The sequence below is a fragment of the Nocardia sp. NPDC056611 genome (assembly GCF_042792755.1).
In the GTDB taxonomy this organism is placed as follows: Bacteria; Actinomycetota; Actinomycetes; order Mycobacteriales; family Mycobacteriaceae; genus Nocardia.
Genome location: NZ_JBHTVV010000007.1, coordinates 45,420 through 68,477 on the forward strand (window position 1 = coordinate 45,420; position 23,058 = coordinate 68,477).

The following is a 23,058-nucleotide window of genomic DNA, read 5'->3' on the forward strand; positions in this document are numbered from 1 at the left end:
GGAACGGCCGGCGGCCGTGATTCACCGCACAGCCAGGTCAGCGCGGGAGCCGGATGCCGCTCAGCTTGTCCGGGTTCACCACGTCGTAGACGCCCCACACCTTGCCGTCGCGCACGGTGAAGGCGTACACCCGCCGCGGATTGCCCGCATTGCCGTCCCGGGCCGGGATCGAGTGCGCGAGGATGCCGTGCTGCCCGTTGACCAGGACCGGTTCCAGTTCCCGGCCGGGCGCGGGATCGCCGGGGCCGCCGCCCGCGCCGACCAGCATGAACTTGCGCCACAGCCCCAGCCACAGGCGCACGTTCTTGTCCACGCCCGCAACCACGTTGACCGCGGTGGACACCTTGCCGCCGCCGTCGCCGACGGTGCGCACGTCCGGATGCAGCGCCGCCACCACGGCGTCCACGTTCCCGCTGGCCAGCGCGTCCAGCAGGGTCCGCACCGCGGCCTCGTGCTCGGCGTCGGCGGCCGGTTCCGGCGCGTCCGCCACCGCCTTGCGGGCCCGGGTGGCGAGCTGGCGCGCGGCATCGACGGAAACGTCCAGGATGTCGGCGATCTCGGTGAACGGCACCGAGAAGCCGTCGTGCAACACGAAAGCCACCCGCTGCGGCGGAGTCAGCGTGTCCAGCACCACGAGGGCGGCGAACCGGAACTCCTGTTTGCGCATCACCGCGGCCAGCGGATCGGGGGTGCTGGACGGCGTCACCGCGGTGACCACCGGCTCCGGGAGCCATTGCCCCACATAGGTTTCGCGTCGCACCGCCGCGCTGCGCAGCCGGTCCAGGCAGAGCCGGCTGACCACGGTGGTGAGCCAGGCGCGCAGGTCGTGGATCTCGGATTGCCGGGCCGCGGCGAGCCGTAACCAGCTCTCCTGCACCGCGTCCTCGGCGTCGCTCACGCTCCCGGTGAGCCGGTAGGCCACCGAGACGAGATGCGGCCGATGCGTTTCGAACAAGTCGGCAAGGAGAGCGGCAACCATCGCACCGATCCTACGACCGGTCACCGACAGAGCTACAGCCGGTCACCGACAGGACCGCCGCCGGGCCACCCCGGGGCCCGGCTCCGGCGGCGGGCGAGCCGGGCACCGCGAATTACCGGTGGCGCCCGCCCGATTCCGTGACAGCATGACCCCATGGACGCGGAATTCCTCTCCGACGGCACGGTCTGGTTGTCGCCGCCCGCCGTCTCCGACATCGACGCCATCACCGCTCTGTGCCAGGAGCCCTCGATCGGCGCGTGGACCACCATGCCGGTCCCCTACCATCGCGCCGACGCGGAGAAGTTCATCTACGACATCGTCGGCCCCGGGTGGGCCGCCCGCAGCCCCACCTGGGCGGTGCGCGGGGCGGCCGACGGTCCGGTGGTCGGCATGATCGGCCTGAGCCCGCTCTACCCCCGCCGCGACGACGAGACCGCCGAGATCGGCTTCTGGCTCACCCCCACCGCCCGCGGCGCGGGTGTGATGACCCGGTCGGCCCGCCTGGTCGCGGCCGCCGGACTGGATCCCGAGTCGCTGGGCTTCGAGCGCCTGGAATGGCGGGCCTTCACCGGAAACCATCCGTCCGCGGCCGTGGCCCGCCGCATCGGCATGCACTACGAGGGCCTGATCCGCGGTGGCGGCATGCAACGCGGTGTCCGCCGCGACATCTGGGTGGCGGGGCGGCTGCGCACCGATCCGGACACCCCGAGCCCGCACTGGCCCGCGGACCTCTGACCCGGCGATACCCGGAAAAGCGTTCGGCGCACACCCGCCGGACTGGGTGTGCGCCGAACTCAGTGTGCACGCCGGATGCGTTCGGCGCGAGGCGAGCTTGCCGCGCCCGGGTGCGGGTCTATCGGATCGGGAACCTACGCGCGGGCCGCGCGGCGCTGGGCGACCGCGTCGGCGAGGCGCTCCAGCTGGGCGACCGTGGTGTCCCAGTCGATGCAGGCGTCGGTGATGGACTGGCCGTAGGTGAGGTCCTCCGGCTGGCCGAGGGTGAGGTCCTGGCGACCGGCGACGATGAAGGACTCCATCATCAGGCCGACCACGGTGTCCTCGCCGCCCGCGATGCGCTCGGCCAGATCGGTGACCACGTCGACCTGCTTGTTGTGGTCCTTGTTGGAGTTGCCGTGCGAGGCGTCCACCACAAGACGCTGGGGTAGCGACGACTTCTCCAGGCGCAGCAGGGCTTCCGAGCAGGAGGCGGCGTCGAAGTTGGGGCCGTTGGAGCCGCCGCGCAGGATGACGTGGCAGTCCGGGTTGCCGGCGGTGCGGATGAGCGCGGAACGCCCGTCCAGGTCGGTGCCGGGGAACACGTGGGAGGCGGCCGCGGCACGCACGCCGTCCACCGCGACCTGCACGTCGCCGTCGGTGCCGTTCTTGATGCCGACCGGCATGGACAGCGCCGAGGACAGCTGCCGGTGCACCTGGCTGGCCGCGGTGCGGGCGCCGATCGCGCCGTAGGCGACCAGGTCGGCGATGTACTGCGGGGTGATCGGGTCCAGGAACTCGCACGCCACCGGCAGTCCGAGCGCGGTGATGTCGACCAGCAGGCGGCGGCCCAGGTCCAGGCCGGTGTTGATGTCGAAGCTGCCGTCCAGGTGCGGGTCGTTGATCAGGCCCTTCCAGCCCAGCGTGGTGCGCGGCTTCTCGAAGTAGACGCGCATCACCACGTGCAGGCGGTCGTCCAGTTCGGCGGCCTTGGCGGCCAGGCGACGGGCGTAGTCCATGGCGGCTTCGGGATCGTGCACCGAACACGGGCCGACGATCACCATGAGGCGGTCGTCGGAGCCGTTGAGCACGTCGACGGTGGCCTTGCGGCCGGCGCGCACGGTGTCGGCGAGGGTGTCGTCGATCGGGTGGGCGGCACGGACCTCGCGCGGTGAGCTCAGCGGGCTGACGCTGAGGGTGCGCTGGTCATCGAGATCGGCATGCCGGTCGAGATCGGCGGTGGTGGTCATGGGGGTTTTCCTTGTCCCAGGCCGACCCACGGAGAATTGCGAAACCCCTTGGAGCCGGTCTGATTTCGTCCGGCTCGGGGTGGAGGATGTCAGCGCGAGGTCACGCCGCTCGACCCACCCGGGGCCGGCTGGCTAAACCAGAAATACTGACGCTGCATGCCAGGCACTGTACCAGAGATCCCTTTTCGTGCGTGTGGCGTACGCCACGGCCACTGGGACGGACATCCCACCTGATGGGATTTCCGGGTCAGTGCAGGATGTAGTGCAGGATCACGTCGTGCACGTGCCGCGTCTTGTCGTCGCCGCGGAACTCCACCTCGTAGGTGTGGTGCCCGGTGCTGATGGCGATGTGCCCCGACGAGAAGAACTGGCCCGCGAACGACTTGTTGGTCAGGATGCTCACGCTCGAGATCCGCGCGTAGGGGATGGACGTGATCGCGATCTTCTTACCCACGAACGAGTTGTCCTGGATGATGACGCGCCGGTCGGTGAGCCCCAGGAATCCGGTGCCCACACCGATGGCGTCGTACACGGCGAGGATCTGCTCGCCCTGCATCAACCCCTGCTGGATCTTGTCGAGTTGATCCCGTCGATCGAATGGAATGCTCACCAACCCCCGCCTTTCGGCTCAGCGATGCTCCCGGACTTCGGTTCAGCGGCGCACGAACGGATAGCTGACCTTGGTCAGCTGCTCGGACAGCTCCCACAGCCGCCGCGCGGTCACCTCGTCCTTGGAGGCGGCGCTGGACGGGCTGGGCCCGGGGTAGCCGCGCATGCCGCGCAGCCCGGTGGGCCCGTAGAAGCCGCCCGGCTCGACCTCGGCGGTGGCGGCGAACAGCGTTGGCAGCGCGCCCATCTCGGCGCTCTGCGCGAACAGCCTGTTGCCGATCGACATCAGGGTGTCGTAGATCGACTCGGTGTGCCCCTGCAGGTCGGTGGCGGCATAGCCGGGATGCGCGGCCACCGACAGCTTCGCCGATCCGGCGGCGGTCAGGCGGCGCTGCAGTTCCCGCGCGAACATCAGATTCGCGAGCTTGGACTGCCCGTAGGCGGCCCAGCGCTGATAGCTGCGCCGCTCCCAGTCCAGGTCCTCGAGGTCGATGCGGCCGATGGCGTGCATGCCCGAGGACAGCGTGACCACCCGGTCGCGAATCTTGTCCAGCAGCAGCCCGGTCAGCGCGAAATGGCCGAGGTGGTTTGTGCCGATCTGCATTTCGAAGCCCTCGGCGGTGCGCTTGAGCGGCACCGCCATCACGCCCGCGTTGTTGATCAGCACGTCCGCGCCGTCGACCGAGTCGGCGAACTCGTGCACCGAGGACAGGTCGGCCAGGTCCAGGCGGCGCACCTGGGCGTTCGGGCCGATCCGATCGGCCACCGCTCTCGCCTTCACCTCATTGCGGCACGCCATGATCACCTTCGCGCCCGCGCCGGCGAGCGCTCGCGCGGTGGCCGCGCCCAGCCCGCTGTTGGCCCCGGTGACGATGAAGGTCCGGCCCGCTTGATCGGGGATGTCGGAGATGTCCCAGCCGCTCACGGGATCGAGTCTAGGGGCGCGGAGGCGCCCACGTCCGATGTCGGCGTGAACGGTTCCCGGACGCGTGATTTGCCGACCATCCCGAGCGGGTGCCGAGCGCGGCGCGTCCGTGTCCTGTTCATCCCCTGTGACCTGCGTGAGCGGTAGCGTCCGCGACCGTGGACACCCTCATACCCGCGGGTTTGCCGGGCATTCTGGTCCTGATCCGGAATGCTGCCGCCCACGCACCGAGACACCCGCCGCCGATCCCCGCACCCTGCGACAAGGGCGCGGGGATCACGCTTTTTCAGGAGAGGGCGAGCACCTCGTCGTCGGACATGGCGGCCACCTCCAGGTAGAGGCGGGCCACGCCGTCGAGCCGGCCGGTGGCGCCGGCCCGGCGTTCCCGCTCCAGCAGCCGGGCGGTCAGCCCCTCGACCGTGCGGGCCGCGAAGAAGTCGGCGACCACCGTGTCCGGGGAGTCCAGCCAGTCCCGCACGCGGGCGATGACCGCGGTGGCCAGCACCGAATCGCCGCCCAGGGCGAAGAAGTCGTCGGTCACGCCGACGGACTCGCGGCCCAGCACCGACGCGATGATGTCGGCCACGGCACGCTCGACATCGGTTCGGGGCGCGACGAATTCACCCGCCCGCTCGCCCGCGGCCAGCAGCCTGGCGATGGCCTTGCGGTCCGGTTTGCCGTTCGAGGTGAACGGCAGCTCGGCGAGCGTCTCCACCCGATCCGGAATCATGTAGGCGGGCAACAGATTCGCGGCCGCCTCCAGCAGCACCGGGACGTCCAGGGCGACGCCGTCGTCGGCCACCAGGACGGCGGCCAGCTTCGGCGCGGCCGCGCCCACCACGGCGGCGATGGCGTGCCGCACGCCCGGCAGGCCGCGCAGCACGCTCTCCACCTCGCCGAGCTCCACCCGGTAGCCGCGGATCTTGACCTGATGGTCGGCGCGGCCCAGGAATTCCAGGCAGCCGTCGGGCAGGTAGCGAGCCAGATCGCCGGTGCGGTACCAGTTCAGGCCGTCGTGGGTGACGAACCGGTCGGCGGTGCGCTCCGGGTCCCCGCGGTACCCGGCGGCCACCCCCTCGCCGCCGATCCACAGTTCACCCGTCACCCAGTCCGGGCAGTCCTGACCGGACGGGCCGACCACCCGGCAACGCACATTGCGCAGCGGGGTGCCGTACGGGACGGCCGACCACTCCGGCGGCACCTCGGCATTCACGACCTCGCGGATCGTCGAGTGGATGGCCGTCTCGGTGGCCCCGCCCAGTCCGGCGAACCGGCAGCCGGGAGCCACCGCGGCGAGGCGGCCCGGCAGCGCCACGTCCACCCAGTCGCCGCCCAGGATCACCATGCGCACACTGTCCACAGGTTTCCCGGCCGCGGCCTCCAGCGTCATGTCCAGCAGGCTGGGGACGCAGTTCAGCACCGACACCCGGTGGCGGCGGATGAGTTCCACCCAGCGGCCCGGCTCCGCGCGCTGTCCCTCATCCAGCGCGATCACCGCGCCGCCGGCGCTCAGCAGACCGAAGATGTCATAGACGGACAGGTCGAATTCGAGCGCCGAGAGGGCCAGCGCGCGATCATCCACACCGATCCCGAAGCGTTCGTTCAGGTCGTCGATGGTGTTCATGGCCGCCCGGTGCGGCACCTCCACACCCTTCGGCCGCCCCGTGGAGCCGGAGGTGAACAGCACGTAGGCGATGGCCTCCGGATCCGGGATCACGGCCTGCGCCAACGGCTCCGGGTACTCCCGCGCCGCGCGCAATGCCACGGTCGGCAGCCCGGGCACCTCGCCGCCGGTCGTCACCGCCGCGACGACCGCGCCGGTCCGCAGGATCTCGGCGCGCCGCCGGTCGGGCTGGTCGAAACCGATCGGCACGTACACGGCTCCCGCGGCCAGTACGCCGACGGTAGCCAGGATCTGATCCGCGCCCTTCGGCAACTGCACGGCGACCGCGTCGCCCGGCCGGACACCCACCGCCCGCAGCGCACCCGCCACCGCGAGCGCCTGCGCGGCCAGCTCGCGATACGTGAGAACGTTCGCGACGGAGCCGGATTCACGGCCGTCCGCCGCCCCCGCCGGATCGACGCGGTCGGACTCCCAGACGATGGCCGGAGCGTCCGGGTTCGCGGCGGCGTTGTCGAACAGGCCACTGTGCAGCGCGCGACCGCTGACCGGGCCGTCGGTGGCGTTGACCTGGGCGCGAACCACCGCCTGCTCCACGGGAATTCGCACCGCGGCCTCGGCGTCCCATCCCGCGCCACCGAAACCGGCGGTGGTGTGGGCGGCGTCGGCATCGGAGTCCGGCCCGGGCTCGTCACTGCCCGCGAGGCGCAGGACGGCGTCGATGTAGCGGGTGAACATGGTCTCGACCATGGCCGGCGGGAAGGCGTCCGAGCGGACGTCCCAGTTCAGCAGCAAACCGCCGCGAACTTCGGTGACCTGCGCGTCGAGCAGTACCTGCGGACCCTGCGAGATGATCCACACCGGGTCGCCGAAGGTGTCGGTGACCTGGTCGGCGAACAGCTCGCCCAGGTTGATGGCACTGGTGTAGACGATCGGGGCCAGCACCGGTTCGGCGCGCAGGCGGCCCAGATCGCGCAGCACCTCGAGGCCGGTGTAGCCGGAATGCGCTCCGGCGGCGTGCAATTCGCGCTGTAGCGCCCGGGCGCGCTCGGTGACGGTAGCCGGCTCGGTGACGTCCACCTCCAGCAATACCGAGGAGGTGAAGTCGCCGACCACGCCGTCCACCTGCGGGTGCACCGGTTCCCGATGGAACAGCGGCAGATTCAGCAGGAACCGGCGCTGCGCCGACCAGCCGCCGATGCTCTCGGCGAACACCGAGGCCAAGGCCATGGCCGGGGTGATGCCGCGGGCGTGCGCCGCGGCGAACACGCGGCCCTTGGCCTCCGGCGACAGCCAGCGGTGCAACCGCACGGTCCGCGCCGCCCGCTCCCCCGGCTCCGCCACCACGGCCTCGGAAGCCCGCGGCAGTTCCGGCGCGCCCGGCAGCTCAGGCAGACGGGCCTGCCACCACGCGCGGTCGGCGGCGTGTTCCGGTGCGGGACCGGCGTGTTCGGCCAGGTACTCGCGGAAGGTGTAGTCCTGCGGCGGCAGCTGCTCACCGTGATACAGGCGCGCCAGGTCCGCGACCAGGATGCGGTAGCTCATGGCGTCGGCCGCGAGCATGTCCACGTCCAGGTGCAGCCGGGTGCGGCCCTCCGGCAGCCGGGTCAGCGCGATATCGACGACCTGACCGTCCTCGACGGCCATCAGCTGGTGGGTCCGGCGGTCCCGCAGCTCCTCCAGCGCCCGCTCCACCGCCTCCGGCGCGGCGTCACGCAGGTCGGTGACGCTCCAGACGTCCCGGCCCGGGCGCTCCAGGGTCTGCTGGGTGCCGTCGGGCCGGAACCGGGTGCGCAGCATCGGATGCCGCCGCACCAGCGCCTCGACCGCGGCGCCGAGGCGGGCGGGGTCGACACCGGCCCCGTCGAATTCGACGTAGAGGTGGGCGGCGACGGCGCCGAGTTGCTGACTGTCGGACCGCCCGATCCAGTACGCGTGCTGCATGGGCGCGAGCGCGAACGGGGCGCCGGCGTCGGTTTCGAGGTGATCGGCCGCCGCGACACCGACCGCGGCGAGCTCGCTGCTCGGCTCCGGACCCGAAACAGACTGCGCGGCCTCGTGATCGGCCTCCGCAGCGCTCTCCTCGCCGCTCAGCAGGCCGTGCCAGGCGGCGACCGTGGGCTCGGCGGCGAGCTGGGCGAAGTTCACGGCCAGGCCGCGCTTGCGCCAGGCGCCCGCGAGTTTCATGGTGCGGATGGAGTCGAGGCCGAGCTGGATGAGGTCGTCGTGGTCGGCGATATCGGCCGCGTCGAGACCGAGGTGTCCGGCGATGGCAGCGCGGATCTCGTCCCGGGCGATGTTCGCCGACGGCCCCTGGGGTGACTCCATTCCGCTGGTACTCCTTGTTCGACGGGATCGATGGGCAGAAGCGTAACCCATTGAGATAGGGTTGCCTAACCTATGCAAGGACACCCTTACCAGCAAGAGGTCAGAGCCGTGACAACGACCGCACCCGCCGCCGCGGGCCACCGCGACGGATTCGTCGCCTTCCCCGCCGACCTCGCCGAGCGGTACCGGCGCGAGGGCTACTGGGCAGGCCGCCCGCTCGGGGAGCTCCTGCGCGACGCCGGCCGGCAGTGGCCCACGCGGCCCGCGCTGCTGAGCGACGAACCCGGCCGCGCCCCGGCGACCTACGCCGACCTCGACCGCGCCGCGGACCGGATGGCGCACGGCCTCCTGAAGCTCGGCATCCGATCCGGTGACCGCGTGGTGGTCCAGCTGCCCAACACCCCCGCGTTCCTGCCGCTGCTGTTCGGCCTGCTGCGCGCCGGGATCATCCCGGTGCTCACCCTGCCCGCGCACCGCCGTGCCGAAATCGAGCATCTGGCCCGGCTTTCCGGCGCGGTCGCCTACATCGCGGCCGACCGGCTCGGCGACTTCGACTACCGCGCCCTGGCCGCCGAGGTCCGCCCACAACTCCCGGACCTGCGCCACATCCTGATCCTGGGCGACCCGGGGCCGTTCACCGACCTGGATTCGATTCCCGCCGACGGTGATTCGCTGCCCGAGGTGGACGCCTCCGACATCGCGCTCATGCTGGTGTCCGGTGGCACCACCGGACTGCCCAAGCTGATCGCCCGCACCCACGACGACTACGTCTACAACGCCACCGCCAGCGCCGCGGTCTGCGAACTCGGCCCCGACGACGTGTACCTCGCGACCCTGCCCGTCGCCCACAACTTCCCGCTCGCCTGCCCCGGCGTGCTCGGCACCGTGGCCACCGGCGGGGCCATGGCGTTCGTCGCCGAACCCAGCCCGGAGAGCGCCTTCGCCGCCATCGAACGGCACCGGGTGACCGTGACGGCCGTGGTGCCGCCGCTGGCCCAATTGTGGTGCGCGGCAGTGGAATGGGAGGACGCGGACCTGTCCTCACTGCGGCTGCTCCAGGTCGGCGGCGCGAAACTGGCCGAGGTGAACGCCCGCGAGGTCACCCCCGCCCTGGACTGCCGCCTGCAGCAGGTGTTCGGCATGGCCGAGGGCCTGCTCAACTACACCCGCGCCGAGGATTCCGACGACCTGGTGTGCACCACCCAGGGCCGCCCGCTCGCCCCCGCCGACGAGGTGCGGGTGGTGGACGAGCACGGCCACGACGTCGCCGACGGCGAGGAGGGCGAACTGCTCACCCGCGGCCCCTACACGCTGCGCGGCTACTACCGCGCCCCCGAACACAACGCCCGCGCCTTCACCCCCGACGGCTTCTACCGCAGCGGCGACCTGGTGCGCCGCCTGCTCAGCGGCCACCTGATCGTGTCCGGCCGCATCAAGGACGTGATCAACCGCGGCGGCGAGAACATCTCCTGCGACGAACTCGAGGAGCACCTGCTCGCCTATCCCGGCGTCCGGCACGCGGCCGCCGTGGGCCTGCCCGACGCGGTCCTGGGCGAGAAGGTCGGCGTGTTCCTGGTGACCGAGGGCGAGCTGCCGTCGCTGGCGGCCGTCAAGACCTTCCTCACCGAGCGCGGCCTGGCCACCTACAAACTCCCGGATGTGTTGCGGCAGACCGATTCCCTGCCGGTGACGGCGGTCGGGAAAGTCGACAAGAAGGCCCTTGCCGCGCGGTGAGTGCCGATCCATCATAGAGTTCACCTATGGGTGGGTGGAACGAATCGGATATTCCTGACCAGAGTGGCCGGATCGTCATCGTCACCGGAGCGACCAGCGGCCTGGGCGAGGCCACCGCGCGCGCCCTGGCCGCCGCCGGGGCGCGCGTGATCATGGCCTGCCGCAACGAGATCAAGGCGCGGGCGGTGGCCGCCACCATGCCCGGGGACGTGCACATCCGCGCCCTCGATCTGGCCGACCTGGCCTCCGTGCGCGCCTTCGCCGACGCCATCGACCGGGCCGACGTCCTCATCAACAACGCGGGCGTGATGGCGGTCCCCCAGCGGGCCACCGCCGACGGCTTCGAATTGCAGATCGGCACCAACTATCTCGGCCATTTCGCGCTGACCGGCCTACTGCTGGACCGGATCTCGGAGCGCGTGGTCAACACCTCCAGCCTCACCCACCTGATCGGGCGCATCGACCTGGAGGACCTGCACTGGGAGCGGCGCGCCTACTCCCGGTTCGGCGCGTACGCGCAGTCCAAACTCGCCGTGCTGCTGTTCACCTACGAACTCCAGCGGCGGCTCACGGTCACCGGATCGGCCAAGCTGGCGGTCGCCGCGCACCCCGGGTACGCCGCCACCGAGATCAGCTCCGAGACCCAGAACGTGCTCGAACAGCTGGTCGGCCTCGGCAACCGGCTGATCGCGCAGAGCGCCGACATGGGCGCGCTGCCAACCCTGTACGCGGCCACCGCCGACATCGAACCCGGCGCCTACTACGGGCCGGACCGGTTCAACTGGCGCGGCCACCCGACCCGGGTCAGCTCCAACGCCGCCTCCCACGACGAGAAAACCGCCCGGCAGCTCTGGGAGCTGTCCGAGCGGTTGACGGATGTCGAATTCCCGATCTGACCCTCAGATCTCCGGTGCGGGGATCAGGCCCGCACCACGTACGGCGCGACGCTGCCCAGCTTCTCGCAGGTCTCCTCGAACTCCCGCTCCGGCCGCGACTGCCCGACCACGCCCGCGCCGGCGCGCAGCCACGCGCCCGCACCGGACTGGTAGACCGCGCGCAGCACCAGCGTCGCCTCCAGCGCGCCGTCGGGGGAAACCGTCACCACCGCACCGGAATACAGGCCGCGCGGATCGTGGTCGAGGCGGAACACCGCGTCCACGCCCTCGGCCTTGGGGATGCCGGAGGCGGTGACGGACGGGAACAACATCTCCAGCGCGTCCCACGGGCTGCGGTCGGCGGCCAGCCGCCCACGCACGGTGGAGGCCAGGTGCTGCACGCTGCCGCGCTCACGGACCGCCATGAAATCGGAGACCGCGGTGGTGTCCGGCTCGGCGACCGCGGCGATCTCGGCGAACGAGGTCTGCACCGAGATGGCGTGCTCGACGATCTCCTTCGGGTCGCGCACCAGGTCGGCGCGGGCGGCCAGGTCGACGTCGTCGCCGCGGCCGAAGGCGCGGGTCCCGGCCAGCGGCTCGGTGGTGACCACCCGGTCGCGATCCACGGCCGCCACCAGTTCCGGGCTGAAGCCCGCGGCCTCCAGGCCGCCCAGGCGCAGCAGGAACGAGCGCGCCGGGGTGTTGTTCGCGCGGCCCAGGCGGTAGGTGGCGGGGATGTTGACCGCGAAGGGCAGATCGACCTTCCGGGACAGAATCACCTTCTGGTACTTGCCGTCCCGGATCTCGGCCACGCCCGCGGCGACCCGGTCCTGATAGCCGGTCGGGTCCGGGGTGACGTCCACGGGGTACGCGACGGGCAGCGCGGTGTCCTGGGCGGCGGCGATCAGCTCGTGGATGTCGCCGGTCTCGGCGGGAGTCGCGCCCGACACCCGCACGCCGGCGGCGTCGATGCGGACCTCGATGCGCGGAATCATCAAGTGCGCCAGGGTGGCCCGCGGGTGCACGTGCTCGGTCGCGCCCAGCGACCAGGCGCAGAACTCGAAGCCGATCCAGCCGAAGGCGTTGCGGCCCTCCAGGGGCAGCCCGGCCAGCGCGCGGTCGAGGGCCTGCGCCGGATTGCCCGACCACGGTCCCACCGTGGTCTGTCCGTCCCAGCTCACCCGCAGTTCGCCCGCGTCCAGCTCGACGCCGCCCAGCGGGTCGGCGGCGAAAACCCATTCGCCGGGCCGTTCGTAGACCACGTACTCACCGAAGCGATCCGCCGCCGCCAGCGCGGTGACGGCCGCGACCGGATCGGTGACGTACTCTCCCCACCGCTGCTCCCCCTCGGGCCGTACCCGTTCGTCAGCGACCGACACCAGACCTCCAAGGTTATGCTTACCTAACTCAGAAGTGAGGTTAGCATTACCTTTCCCTTCGTGGGGAGGCCCGCATCGCGACGTCCGTCACCACCGCCGCGCAACACGGCGAAACCCCGGGTCGGACCGGTGAATTGCCCGACCTCCCGTCCCACCGCCCCGGTTTGGGCTTCAATGGATCGCAGCGGCTCATGCGGAGGGAACGAAGATGCTCGATCACGACAGCCGGCTCCCCGAAGCCGCGCTCACCGCCCCGCAATCCGTGGTCGCCCTGGTCGACGCCGCCTCCCGGGTGGAACGCGAACTCATCGGGGGCTGGCTCGCCGAAGGCGGCATCACCCAGGAGTTCGGCACCTCCGCCCCCGTCACCCAGATCGACCTCGACCCCGCCGCCGTCACCGACCGCCTCGTCGGACGCGCCGACGACCCGCTGGTGGTACCGGTCCGCGTGCTGTGGCTGCCGCCCGAACGAGACGGCGTGCGCCGCACCACCTTCAGCGACCTGCTGAGCCTGTCCAACCCGCGCAAACCGCACCGGCTCATGCAGCGGCGGCTCATCGGCAAGGCCCCCGACCGGCACCTGATCCTCACCGGGCAGCCCGCCCGGCTCAGCGAGCTGCGCGCCAACAACCCCGGATCCGCCATCGTGCCCGACGCTTTCGGGCGGGCCATCGTGCGCGCGGGCATCGTCGCGCTGGAACGCGCCGAGCGCGCCGTCATCGGCGACCGGTACAAGGTGCCGCGACTGGTGGTCGAGGAGATCCTGGACTCCCCCGAATTCCTGCGCCGGCTCGACGCCATCGCCCTCGAATCCGGACTCCCCCCACGCGAGGTCTACCGGCGCGCCGAGCGGGGCCTGCGCGAACTCGTCGCCGCCCAGAGCCGCCTCGTCTCCGACCTGTTCACCCAGGCCATGCGGCCCGTCCACGCCTCCACCTGGAACGTCGACGCCGACGAGACCGGACTCGACCGGTTGCGCTCGCTCAACCGCCGCTATCCGCTGGTCTTCCTGCCCTCGCACCGCTCCTACGTGGACGCCTTCGTGCTCGGGGACATCCTGGCGCGCAACGACTTCCCGCCCAACCACGTGGTCGGCGGCGCCAACCTCAAGTTCTGGCCGATCGGGCCGATCGCCCGGCGCACCGGAACCGTCTTCATCCGCCGCAGTTTCGGCGACGACGAGGTCTACAAGGCCGTCGTCGAGGAGTACTTCGCCTACCTGCTCACCAAACGCTTCAACCTGGAGTGGTACTTCGAGGGCGGGCGCACCCGCACCGGCAAACTCCGGCCGCCGCGCTACGGGCTGCTGAACTACCTTGCGGCGGCGCTGCGTTCGAAACGCATCGACGACGTCATGCTGGTGCCGGTCTCCATCACCTACGAACGGCTCAACGAGATCGGGGCCATCGCCGACGAACAGACCGGCGGCCGTAAACAACCCGAGGGCCTCGCCTGGCTGGCCCGCTACGTCCGCAACCAGCAGCACTCCGCCGGGCACGTGTACGTACGCTTCGGCACCCCGCTCTCGGCCCGCGACCGCCTGGCCGCCAACGGGGATCCGCTGACCGGACACCAGGATCCGGGCACCGAACAAGCCGTCGAACGCGAGCAGCTGGCCGTGCAGCGGCTGGCCTTCGAGGTCGCCGTCGGCATCAACGAGGTCACCCCGATCACCGTCAACGCGCTCACCACCCTGGTGCTGCTCGGCGTCCACGAACGCGCGCTGACCCGGCCCGAACTCCGCAACGCCATCGCGCCCGTGCTCGGCTACATCAAGAGCCGCGGCCTGCCGACCGGCGAACTCGACACGCTGCGCGACGATCACGGGCTCGCCGTGGTCCTCGAACAGCTGGCCGTCGCCACCGTCGTCACCGTGTACCGGGCCGGACTGGAACCGGTGTACGCCATCAACGCGGGCGCGCACCTCGAGGCCGCGTTCTACCGCAACAGCGCCGTGCACTGGTTCGTGAACCGCGCCATCCTCGAACTCGCCGTCCTCACCGGCGTCGAAGCCCCCGACGGCGAGCAGCTGCGCGCCGGGTGGGACGCCGCCTACCGCCTGCGCGACCTGCTCAAGTTCGAGTTCTTCTTCCCCGAACGCGCCGAATTCACCACCCAGCTCACCGCCGAGATGCTGCGCGTGGACCCCGAATGGCATCACCGGACCGCCGCGGGCACCCTCGGCTCCGAGATCCTGGCCCGGCTCGCCGATTCCGGCTTCATGATGGCCCACCGCGTGCTGCGTTCCTTCTTCGACGCGCAACTGGTGGTGGCCGAACGGCTCGCCGCCCGCGACCCGGTCGACCCCGTCGACCGCAAGGCCCTCATCGACGAATGCCTCCAGGTCGGCAAACAGATGCTGCTGCAACAACGCCTGCACAGCCCCGAATCGGTGTCCTCGGAATTGTTCGGCAGCGCCGTCAAACTCGCCGACAACCACGGCTTGCTGACCCCCGCCGGCGATCCGGCCGACCTGGCCGCCCGGCGCAGCGCCTTCGCCGCCGAACTGCGCGCCATCGGGCAGCGCATCACCCGGGCGGCCACCCTGGACCCGTCCAACCGGATGGAAGCGCTGTGACCCACCGGGTCCGGGGCCGCGCGGCGGGACGCACCAACCCGACCCTGCGACCCGGCGTCGGCGTCACCCAGCGGCCCATCGGCGCACAGGATCTCGCCACCGCCCTCGAGGCCGTGCGCACCGGACCGCAGGGCCCGCGGGTCGCCGCCATCTTCGACTTCGGCGGCACCGTCGTGCACGGCTTCAACCCGCCCCCGCTCGCCCGCCGCCTGCTGCGCCGCGGCAGCGCCCGCGGTGCGCTCACCGCCAGCCTGCTCGGCAGCATCCGCGGCGCCCGCAGCGAAGGCGAATACGAACGCTTCCTGCAATCGGCCATGTACGACTGGGCCGGAGTGCCCGAAGCCGACCTGGTCGACCTCGGACGGCAGGTGTTCGCGCGCAACGTGTACGGGCACATCTACCCCGAGGCCTGGCGGCTGGTCCGCGAGCACGAGGCCGCCGGCCACACCCTCGTCCTGATCAGCTCGATCAGCCGCTACCAGGTGGAACCCGTCGCCGCCGAACTCGGCATCCCGCACGTGCTGTCCACCGCCATGGCCGTGCAGGACGGCGTGCTCACCGGGCACGTGGAGGGAAAGACGCTGTGGCGCAACGGCAAGGCCGACGCCGTCCGCCGTTTCGCCATCGCCCACGACATCGACCTCACCCGGAGCTGGGCCTACGCCGACAGCGCCGCCGACCTGCCGCTGCTCCAGACCGCCGGGCACCCGGTGGCCGTCAACCCGGACCCCCGCGTCGTACTCGAGGCGGCCGAAAAGGAGTGGCCGGTCCTGCATTTCCGGCCCCGGCAGGCCCCCAAGGCCACCGACTACGCCCGCACCCTGGCCGGATTCACCGGTCTACTCGGCGGAGCGCTGTTCGGCGTGGCCGCCAAGGCACACACGAAACAGCGCCGCCAGATGGCGGATTCGATGATGACCCACGCCGCCGACTCGACCCTGCGCGGCACCCGGGTCACGGTGCGGGTGACCGGCGCGGAACACGCCCGCGCGCCCCGACCGGCGGTGTTCGTCTTCAACCACCAGAGCCAGTTCGACATCGTGGTGCTGGCCGAGGTGCTGGGCACCGGATTCACCGGCATCGCCAAACGCGAGATCACCAAGAACCCGGTCTTCGGGCCCCTCATGCGGTTCGTGGAGGTCACCTTCATCGACCGCGCGAACTCCGCCGCCGCGAAGGCCGCGCTGGAACCGGTCGTCGAGACCTTGCGGGGCGGACTGTCGGTGGTGATCGCCCCCGAGGGCACCCGCTCCCTGACGCCGCGCGTGGGAGCGTTCAAGAAGGGCGCGTTCCATATCGCCATGCAGGCGGGCGTGCCGATCATCCCGGTGGTGATCCGCAATGCCGGGGAGATCGCGTGGCGCAACTCCGCGATCGTCCGCAAGGGCGTCGTGGACGTGGCCGTCCTACCGCCGATCGATGTCAGCGGCTGGGACCCGGCGCGCCTGGATACGGAAGTGGAGCAGGTCCGACAATTGTTCGTCGACACCCTGCTCCACTGGCCTGGCGATACCGGTGACTCCTAGCGGGACCGGACAGTTCTAGACGGCCCGCCCGAACAGCAGCTTCCACGGCATGGCCGCGGACTCCAGCTGCACCTTGAGGCTCATCTTCGAGGCGCCCAGGGTGCGCTCCTCGAAGCGGATCGGCACCTCGGCGATGGAGATGCCCTTCTTGACGGTGCGGTAGTTCATCTCGACCTGGAACGAGTAACCGTTCGACTTGATCGAGGCCACGTCGATGGCGCGCAGCGTGTCCGCCTTCCACGCCTTGAACCCGGCGGTGGCGTCCTTCACGCCCAGGCGCAGGATCATGTTGACGTAGAAGTTGGCCCAGGCGGAGAGCGCCTTGCGGTACCACTTCCACTCCTCGGCCGTGGAACCGCCGGGGACGTACCGGGATCCGAGCACCACGCCGGCGTCGGTGGTCTTCAGCTTGTCGAGCATGGCGGGAATGACCTCGGCCGGGTGCGACAGGTCGGCGTCCATCTGGATCACCACGTCCGCGCCCTCGTCGAGCGCCTTGGTGATGCCGGCGATGTAGGCGCGGCCCAGGCCGTCCTTCTCCGTCCGGTGCAGCACGCTCACCACGTTCGGCAGATCGGCGGCCAGCTTGTCCGCGACCTCGCCGGTGCCGTCCGGTGAATTGTCGTCCACCACCAGCACATGCAGGTCCTCCACCGGCAGTGCGGTCAGCCGCTCCACCGCAACGGGCAGGTTCTCCCGCTCGTTGTAGGTCGGCACCACCACGGTGACCTTCAAGGTACGCCCTCCCGATCGGTCGTCTTCTGGCTCAGAAACCGTACCTGGTCCGCCTGAGTGCCTCGTGAGCGCACCGTGTAGGCGCGGTCACCCCCGTCACCCGAGCGTCAGTCGTCCTCTTGGTCGGCACGCCGGTTTCGTTCTCGCACAATATCCAACGCCCGCTCGGCTGTCGCCTGATCCGGATACGGCCCCATCCGGTCCCCGACCCAGCAGGTCTTTCCCTGCTCCGCCTTGTGATGGGAGATGCAGTAATACCACTGGTTGTCCTCAGCCATGCAACCCAGCATTCCACCAAGATCGGACACGCATACGACAAAACACGCAACGGCAGAACGATTCGGATCGAACCGCGACGGGAGCGGGGGTCCGGGGGCGGAGCCCTCCGGCTGGGGTGTGGGGGCTCGGTTCCCACAGGAGAGACGAAGAGAGCCCCTGCTCGCGTTGTCCGCGAGCAGGGGCTCCCTGTGATCGAGTGGCCAGAGCCGGGATTGAACCGGCGACCTTCCGCTTTTCAGGCGGACGCTCGTACCAACTGAGCTACCTGGCCGAAAGGCACCCGATTCGAATGCCAAGTTTCGTGCGCTTCTTGCTGTCGCAAAAAGATCTTGCGACCCTGACGGGACTCGAACCCGCGACCTCCGCCGTGACAGGGCGGCGCGCTAACCAACTGCGCCACAGGGCCTTGCTACTTGCTCCGACAACGATGTCACCATCGTTGTACCCCCTACGGGATTCGAACCCGCGCTACCGCCTTGAAAGGGCGGCGTCCTAGGCCGCTAGACGAAGGGGGCCCGCCGGATTTCTCCGGACCGTTTGCTCAACGGCTTCCGTTGGGAGCGGAGATAGCTTATGACAGGCTCCGCGTGATTCCCAAATCAGCTGGTCAGAGTCCCAAGTTGAGATCTTCGAGCCGGGCGGACACCCGCCATCCCACGCGGCGGAACTCCTCGGCCCACTCCGGTGTCGCGGTGGCGTCGACGATCACCTCGAGCGCCTCGGCGAACCGGGCCCGCAGATCGGCCGGGCCGGTGAGCACATCGGCGATGTAGCGCTGGCCCGCCAGGGCCGCCGCCAGGGTGCGGGTGAACCGGTCCGGATCCGAATCCGACCGCAGCTGTTTGTGCTCCGCGGCCCGGACCGCGAGCTGCCGGATGGCGCGCCCGAGGATGCGGCCGCCGCCGGCCTGGATGTCGCGATAGAACTCCGGCTCGATGATGAGCCGGAACTCGGCCTGGATGATGATGTCGTTCTCCAGCCGCAACGCGATCTCGTCGATCATGCCGTGCAGCACGTCGAGTGGGCCGAGATCGGTTCGGGTGAGCCACCTTTCGGTCGATGCCCGGTAGCGGTCGACCGCCGCTTCCAGCACCGCGCGCGCCAAGTCCTCCTTGGAGTCGAAGTGAAAGTACATGGCCCCCTTGGTCGCCCGGGAACCTTCCAATATGCGGTTGAGCGATGCAGCGGCATAGCCGCTCTTCCCGAACTCAACGGCGGCGGACCTGATGATCGCCGCGCGTGTCCGGCGGGCCCGCTCTTGCTGCCGTGCCATGCTCGAAACGCCTCCGAAGCTAGCTAACCGTCGCCGACCGCGGTACGGCCTCGACGCGAAGTTACGTGTTTTTCAAATACTTCAAAACGGGCTATGCCCGGAATTACCAAACTCTTGGTACGGAAAAGCGCGAAAAACTTGAAACACACCAACTGGTATAGGTTTTCCCACCCGGCGCACCGCGCGGGGTGCACGCCCGGGCGTTCACGTCGTCCTGGTCCGCCTCCCCGCAGCTTCATCTGTTGGAGCCGCGATCGGCCGGACCGGTCGCGACACGTTCGGGCATATCAACGATAAGCCGAATCCCGTGCCGCCGGGGCAATCCCAGCTCCTCGGGAATTCACCAGTCGGTCACCGTACCCGGAAAGTTCACCCAGCGTGACATGTACCGGAAAGTCAGTTAGCCAGCACACCTCCTAACGAAAACCGCAATTCCGCAGCAATCGTATGGACGATTGGCCCGAAACGACGAATTCGCCCATATCTCACCGAAGTTCGCCCCGGCGATCTTGGGAACGCGCGCCGACGCCACCCGGCTCGCGGTACCGCCGAGCCGCCACCCCGCGCCCGGCTCGGACCGGACCGGCCGCTTCCCCCCACCCCAAAAAGCTTGCCACGCATCACCATTGGATGATATTCACACTCGAGGGCCACGAAACAAACTGAGTGGCAAGGCGATTGCCGGGGCCATCCGGGGCCGAGCTCGACACGCGTCCGCGGGCGCGCGAACGGCCGCCCGGACGGATCCGGGCACGACGGGACCACACCGTCACCTCACCCCGCCCACACTCCGCGCCGACCCCCGTGGCACCCCGGCTCTGCCCCGTCGCGGTGACGCACCGACCGGTCCGCACCCTCACAGCGCCACATCGTCCCCCCAACGCGCCGCCACGGCTCGCCGAGCCCCCGCGATCGGCACGGCCGGTCACACCGTCGGCACGGCCCGTCACGCCGATCGCGCCGCCGGAGCGCCCCTCCCCGGCCCGCCGCGCGCTCGACGCCACCACCATGACCTGCGCAAATACCGTCCGCCAGAGCACAATCGGATACTCGTTTAACACTTGTGGGCCCGGCCCATTAAACTGACGTCCCGCACGCCCCTATAGCTCAGTTGGTAGAGCTACGGACTTTTAATCCGCAGGTCCCAGGTTCGAGCCCTGGTGGGGGCACAGTCACGCGAGGGCCCGGAACAGCCGTTCCGGGCCCCCGCCACATCCGCGAATCTGTAGCAATCTGTCCGGGTTTCACCTAGCGTGACCCCGGTAGGGCTTTTCCCGGGAATCCATCACCACAGGCGGAGTTCATGACTTCCTTCGATGACCTGCTCTCTCAAGTTCCAATCGCCCAGATCGCCGAACAGCTCGGCGTCGACGAGGCCACCGCCAAGACCGCGGTCGACGCGGCCGTGCCCGTCCTGCTCGGCGGATTCCAGGCACAGGCCGGCAACCCCGAGGTCGGCCTGAATCTCGAGAACGAGGTCGCCAACCAGCCGCTGGGTCTGCTCGACGGCGGTGTCGACATGAGCCAGGTGGACACCTCCACGGGTAGCCAGATCGTCGACCAGACCTTCGGCGCCGAGAAGAACACGGTGATCAGCGCTCTCGGCAATGTCGGCGGCAGCAATATCAGCGGCGACCTGATGAGCAAGCTGCTCCCGATGCTCGCGCCGATCGTGCTGGCGTACCTCGGCAAGAAGATGCTCGGCGGGGGCGGCGCGGCCGCTCAGCCCGGCGCGACCGGCGGCGGCGGTCTCGGCGACATCCTCGGCGGCCTGCTCGGCGGGGCCACCAGCGGTCAGGGCGGCGCGGGCGGTCTGGGCGATATCCTCGGCAAGGCCATGGGCCAGAACGCGGGTGGCGTCCTCGGCAGCGTCCTGGGCGGCCTGCTCGGGAAGAAGTGATCTCGCATCCATTGCTGATGCACGGCTAACGAAGCGCGGCCCACAGCGATAGACCCCCTAACGCTGCGGGCCGCGCTTCTTATGACATCCCTCACCAAGCTCGCAATGGCGCACAGATGAGTTTCACATCACCCTACGGTCACGTAAGGTATGGGCCGCGGCGGCAGGCCGGCGAGGGTACGACAGCACGAGGCACGACACGAAGGGCATATGTATGGCAAAGGATCTGACTCAACTCGAGCTACTGACGGAGTTGGAGCCGGTTGCCGAGGAGAACGTCAATCGCCACCTCTCCCTGGCCAAGGAATGGCACCCGCACGACTACGTGCCGTGGGACGAGGGCCGCAACTTCGCGGCCATGGGCGGCGAGGACTGGGATCCGTCGCAGTCGAAGCTGAGTGAACTGGCCAAGGCGGCCATGATCACCAACCTGCTCACCGAGGACAACCTGCCCTCCTACCACCGTGAGATCGCCGAGAACTTCTCCCAGGACGGCGCCTGGGGCACCTGGGTGGGCCGCTGGACCGCCGAGGAGAACCGCCACGGCATCGTGATGCGCGACTACCTGGTCGTCACCCGCGGCGTCGACCCGGTCGCCCTCGAGCAGGCCCGCATGATCCACATGACCAACGGGTTCGCCTCCCCCACCGAGCAGCTCGAGCAGACCGGCAGCGCCGGCTTCCTGCACTCGGTGGCGTACGTGACCTTCCAGGAACTCGCCACCCGCGTCTCGCACCGCAACACCGGCCGCGTCTGCGACGACCCCATCGCCGACCGCATGCTGCAGCGCATCGCCGCCGACGAGAACCTGCACATGATCTTCTACCGCAACATGTGCGGCGCGGCCCTGGATCTCTGCCCGGACCAGGCCCTCGAGGCGATCACCATGATCCTGGAGAACTTCCAGATGCCCGGCGCCGGCATGCCCAACTTCCGCCGCAACGGCGTGCTGATGGCCAAGCACGGCATCTACGACCTGCGCCAGCACCTCGAAGAGGTGGTGAACCCGGTGCTCAAGAAGTGGCAGATCTTCGAGCGCACCGACTTCACCGCGCGCGGCGAGGAGACCCGCGAGCGTCTGGGCCTCTTCCTCGAGCGGCTCGGCAAGGACGTCGTGAAGTTCGAGGAGCAGCGCGACAAGATGCTGGCCCGCGAGGCCGCCAAGCGCGACCGGGACCTGGCCGCGGCCAACGCCTGACCCGGCTCGAATTCGGCACGGCCCCTCGGGATTCCGATCCCGGGGGGCCGTCGTCGTCTCCGGGTCAGTCGATCTCGTCGACCGCCTCCTGGAACGCCAGGCCGGCGCGCTCGAAGTAGTCGAACAGCACTTCCTGCTGCTCGGGGGTGTAGCCGAGCAGGATCTCGCCGACCTTGCGGCGCGCGGGGGCGAGCACCCGCTCGAGGTCGCCGGGGTTGGGGATCGGTTCGATGAGGACCTTGCGGCGATCGGCGGCATCGGGGACCCGGCGCACATGACCCGCCTGCTCCAGGCGGTCGATGAGGCGGGTGGTGGGCCCGGTGGTGAGTCCGGTGCGGGCGGCCAGTTCACCCGGGGTCATGGCGCCGTTCAGGTCGAGGATGTTGAGGGCGTACAGATCGGTCGCGCCGAGTCCGACGGCCCGCGCCCCGGCCTGGGCGTGCAGCACCAGGGCGCTGAGGTAGCGGCGATAGATCGCACTGGCCCGTGCGGGGTCCGACAGCATGGGACGCCTCCAATTCAATTCTCTTCTTGAAGGAAGATACTTCTTGTGAGAAGATACTTTCCAGGAGCAGCAAAAACCTGAAGGGGATTGAACCATGAACGGCAGCACCGATTTCGACGCCATCCGCACCCTGCTCGACCGTGTCGCCGCGGCCTGGAACGCCGGCGACGGCGCCGCCTACGGCGACTGCTTCACCGCCGACGCCACCGACGTCACCTTCGCGGGGACCGTGTACCACGGCGGCGCGGAGATCGGCCGGGCCCATCAGGCGCTGTTCGACTCGTTCCTGAAGGGCACCCGGATGTGGGGCGAGACCCTCGACATCCGCCGCTACGGCGCCGATACCGTCGTCGTCGTGTCGGCCGGGGACGTGGGCAAGAAGCAGCCCAAGAAGCTCGGCAAGCTCGTCACCTACACCGTCGTGCGCGACACCGACGGCGAGTGGCGGATCGCCGCCATCCAGAAGACTCAGCGCAAGCCGGTCATGGAGGCCATCGGCTTCACGTTCCAGCCCGGCACCCGGCCCGCCGCCCGCTGACGCTGTGACCGGGGGCACTCGAGCGGACGGGCGGCTCTGGCCGCCACCGCGCGGATGAGAGACTGGGAGGCGTGACTGCCTCGCTCCACGCCCTCGAGACCGACCAGGTCGG

General features: G+C 69.9%; 18 protein-coding genes and 4 tRNA genes. 9 read left to right on the forward strand and 13 right to left on the reverse strand.

The window, feature by feature from the left end:
* Positions 1-37 precede the first annotated feature (37 nt).
* A complete protein-coding gene (gene sigJ / locus ACFRAQ_RS30585) occupies positions 38-979 on the reverse strand; it encodes an RNA polymerase sigma factor SigJ (protein WP_379105802.1) in 942 nt (313 codons plus the stop codon).
* Between the two features lie 153 nt (positions 980-1,132).
* Here sigJ and ACFRAQ_RS30590 point away from each other — a divergent pair, with 153 nt between their 5' ends.
* Positions 1,133-1,714 (forward strand): GNAT family N-acetyltransferase, encoded by a 582-nt coding sequence (locus ACFRAQ_RS30590; RefSeq protein WP_379105804.1) that lies wholly within the window; start codon positions 1,133-1,135, stop codon positions 1,712-1,714.
* 134 nt (positions 1,715-1,848) lie between these two features.
* On the opposite strand, the gene ACFRAQ_RS30595 is transcribed toward ACFRAQ_RS30590, so the two are convergent.
* The 4 genes from ACFRAQ_RS30595 to ACFRAQ_RS30610 form a co-directional block, all read right to left on the reverse strand.
* Positions 1,849-2,943, reverse strand: a complete 1,095-nt coding sequence (locus ACFRAQ_RS30595; RefSeq protein WP_379105806.1) for a 3-deoxy-7-phosphoheptulonate synthase — start codon at positions 2,941-2,943, stop codon at positions 1,849-1,851.
* Between the two features lie 247 nt (positions 2,944-3,190).
* Complete coding sequence (locus ACFRAQ_RS30600) at positions 3,191-3,553, reverse strand: PH domain-containing protein (protein WP_357089527.1); 363 nt, start codon at positions 3,551-3,553, stop codon at positions 3,191-3,193.
* A gap of 42 nt (positions 3,554-3,595) precedes the next feature.
* Positions 3,596-4,477 (reverse strand): oxidoreductase, encoded by an 882-nt coding sequence (locus ACFRAQ_RS30605; protein ID WP_379105809.1) that lies wholly within the window; start codon positions 4,475-4,477, stop codon positions 3,596-3,598.
* Between the two features lie 286 nt (positions 4,478-4,763).
* Complete coding sequence (locus tag ACFRAQ_RS30610) at positions 4,764-8,426, reverse strand: amino acid adenylation domain-containing protein (RefSeq protein WP_379105812.1); 3,663 nt, start codon at positions 8,424-8,426, stop codon at positions 4,764-4,766.
* 108 nt (positions 8,427-8,534) lie between these two features.
* On the opposite strand from ACFRAQ_RS30610, the gene ACFRAQ_RS30615 reads away from it, so the two are divergent.
* Both ACFRAQ_RS30615 and ACFRAQ_RS30620 read left to right on the forward strand, forming a co-directional pair.
* Positions 8,535-10,160 (forward strand): (2,3-dihydroxybenzoyl)adenylate synthase, encoded by a 1,626-nt coding sequence (locus tag ACFRAQ_RS30615; RefSeq protein ID WP_379105814.1) that lies wholly within the window; start codon positions 8,535-8,537, stop codon positions 10,158-10,160.
* Positions 10,161-10,186: 26 nt separating this feature from the next.
* Complete coding sequence (locus ACFRAQ_RS30620) at positions 10,187-11,056, forward strand: oxidoreductase (protein WP_379105816.1); 870 nt, start codon at positions 10,187-10,189, stop codon at positions 11,054-11,056.
* 23 nt (positions 11,057-11,079) lie between these two features.
* On the opposite strand, the gene ACFRAQ_RS30625 is transcribed toward ACFRAQ_RS30620, so the two are convergent.
* Positions 11,080-12,414 (reverse strand): salicylate synthase, encoded by a 1,335-nt coding sequence (locus ACFRAQ_RS30625; protein WP_379105818.1) that lies wholly within the window; start codon positions 12,412-12,414, stop codon positions 11,080-11,082.
* A gap of 208 nt (positions 12,415-12,622) precedes the next feature.
* Between ACFRAQ_RS30625 and ACFRAQ_RS30630 the strand changes: the two genes are divergently transcribed.
* Together ACFRAQ_RS30630 and ACFRAQ_RS30635 are read left to right on the forward strand one after the other, a co-directional pair.
* Complete coding sequence (locus ACFRAQ_RS30630) at positions 12,623-14,992, forward strand: glycerol-3-phosphate 1-O-acyltransferase (protein ID WP_379105820.1); 2,370 nt, start codon at positions 12,623-12,625, stop codon at positions 14,990-14,992.
* Positions 14,989-16,518 (forward strand): HAD-IB family hydrolase, encoded by a 1,530-nt coding sequence (locus tag ACFRAQ_RS30635; protein WP_379105822.1) that lies wholly within the window; start codon positions 14,989-14,991, stop codon positions 16,516-16,518. The genes ACFRAQ_RS30630 and ACFRAQ_RS30635 overlap by 4 nt, the downstream gene beginning before the upstream one ends.
* A gap of 15 nt (positions 16,519-16,533) precedes the next feature.
* Here ACFRAQ_RS30635 and ACFRAQ_RS30640 read toward each other — a convergent pair whose 3' ends face one another.
* The 6 genes from ACFRAQ_RS30640 to ACFRAQ_RS30665 all read right to left on the reverse strand — a co-directional run bounded on the left by ACFRAQ_RS30640 (position 16,534) and on the right by ACFRAQ_RS30665 (position 18,805).
* On the reverse strand, positions 16,534-17,235 hold the full coding sequence (locus tag ACFRAQ_RS30640; RefSeq protein ID WP_379106245.1) for a polyprenol monophosphomannose synthase: 702 nt from the start codon (positions 17,233-17,235) through the stop codon (positions 16,534-16,536).
* A 125-nt stretch (positions 17,236-17,360) separates the two neighbouring features.
* The gene (locus ACFRAQ_RS30645; RefSeq protein ID WP_379105824.1) at positions 17,361-17,531 is read right to left on the reverse strand and encodes a hypothetical protein; all 171 of its coding nucleotides are present in this window, start codon (positions 17,529-17,531) and stop codon (positions 17,361-17,363) included.
* A 198-nt stretch (positions 17,532-17,729) separates the two neighbouring features.
* Positions 17,730-17,803, reverse strand: a tRNA-Phe gene (locus ACFRAQ_RS30650).
* A 61-nt stretch (positions 17,804-17,864) separates the two neighbouring features.
* Positions 17,865-17,938: transfer RNA gene (locus ACFRAQ_RS30655), tRNA-Asp, on the reverse strand.
* Between the two features lie 36 nt (positions 17,939-17,974).
* Positions 17,975-18,047 (reverse strand) — tRNA-Glu (locus tag ACFRAQ_RS30660).
* Between the two features lie 92 nt (positions 18,048-18,139).
* Positions 18,140-18,805 (reverse strand): TetR family transcriptional regulator, encoded by a 666-nt coding sequence (locus ACFRAQ_RS30665; protein WP_379105826.1) that lies wholly within the window; start codon positions 18,803-18,805, stop codon positions 18,140-18,142.
* Positions 18,806-19,901: 1,096 nt separating this feature from the next.
* Here ACFRAQ_RS30665 and ACFRAQ_RS30670 point away from each other — a divergent pair.
* The 3 genes from ACFRAQ_RS30670 (at position 19,902) to ACFRAQ_RS30680 (ending at position 21,903) form a co-directional block, all read left to right on the forward strand.
* Positions 19,902-19,974 (forward strand) — tRNA-Lys (locus tag ACFRAQ_RS30670).
* 134 nt (positions 19,975-20,108) lie between these two features.
* Positions 20,109-20,705 carry a DUF937 domain-containing protein gene (locus ACFRAQ_RS30675; protein WP_379105828.1) on the forward strand — a complete coding sequence of 199 codons (597 nt, stop codon included), beginning with the start codon at positions 20,109-20,111 and terminating at the stop codon, positions 20,703-20,705.
* Positions 20,706-20,919: 214 nt separating this feature from the next.
* Entirely contained in the window at positions 20,920-21,903 is a 984-nt protein-coding gene (locus ACFRAQ_RS30680; RefSeq protein WP_357282633.1) for an acyl-ACP desaturase, read from the forward strand.
* 64 nt (positions 21,904-21,967) lie between these two features.
* Here the strand turns inward: ACFRAQ_RS30680 and ACFRAQ_RS30685 are convergent, their stop codons facing one another.
* On the reverse strand, positions 21,968-22,408 hold the full coding sequence (locus tag ACFRAQ_RS30685; RefSeq protein ID WP_357089559.1) for a MarR family transcriptional regulator: 441 nt from the start codon (positions 22,406-22,408) through the stop codon (positions 21,968-21,970).
* Positions 22,409-22,502: 94 nt separating this feature from the next.
* Here ACFRAQ_RS30685 and ACFRAQ_RS30690 point away from each other — a divergent pair, with 94 nt between their 5' ends.
* Complete coding sequence (locus ACFRAQ_RS30690) at positions 22,503-22,946, forward strand: SgcJ/EcaC family oxidoreductase (RefSeq protein ID WP_379105831.1); 444 nt, start codon at positions 22,503-22,505, stop codon at positions 22,944-22,946.
* Positions 22,947-23,058: the final 112 nt, after the last annotated feature.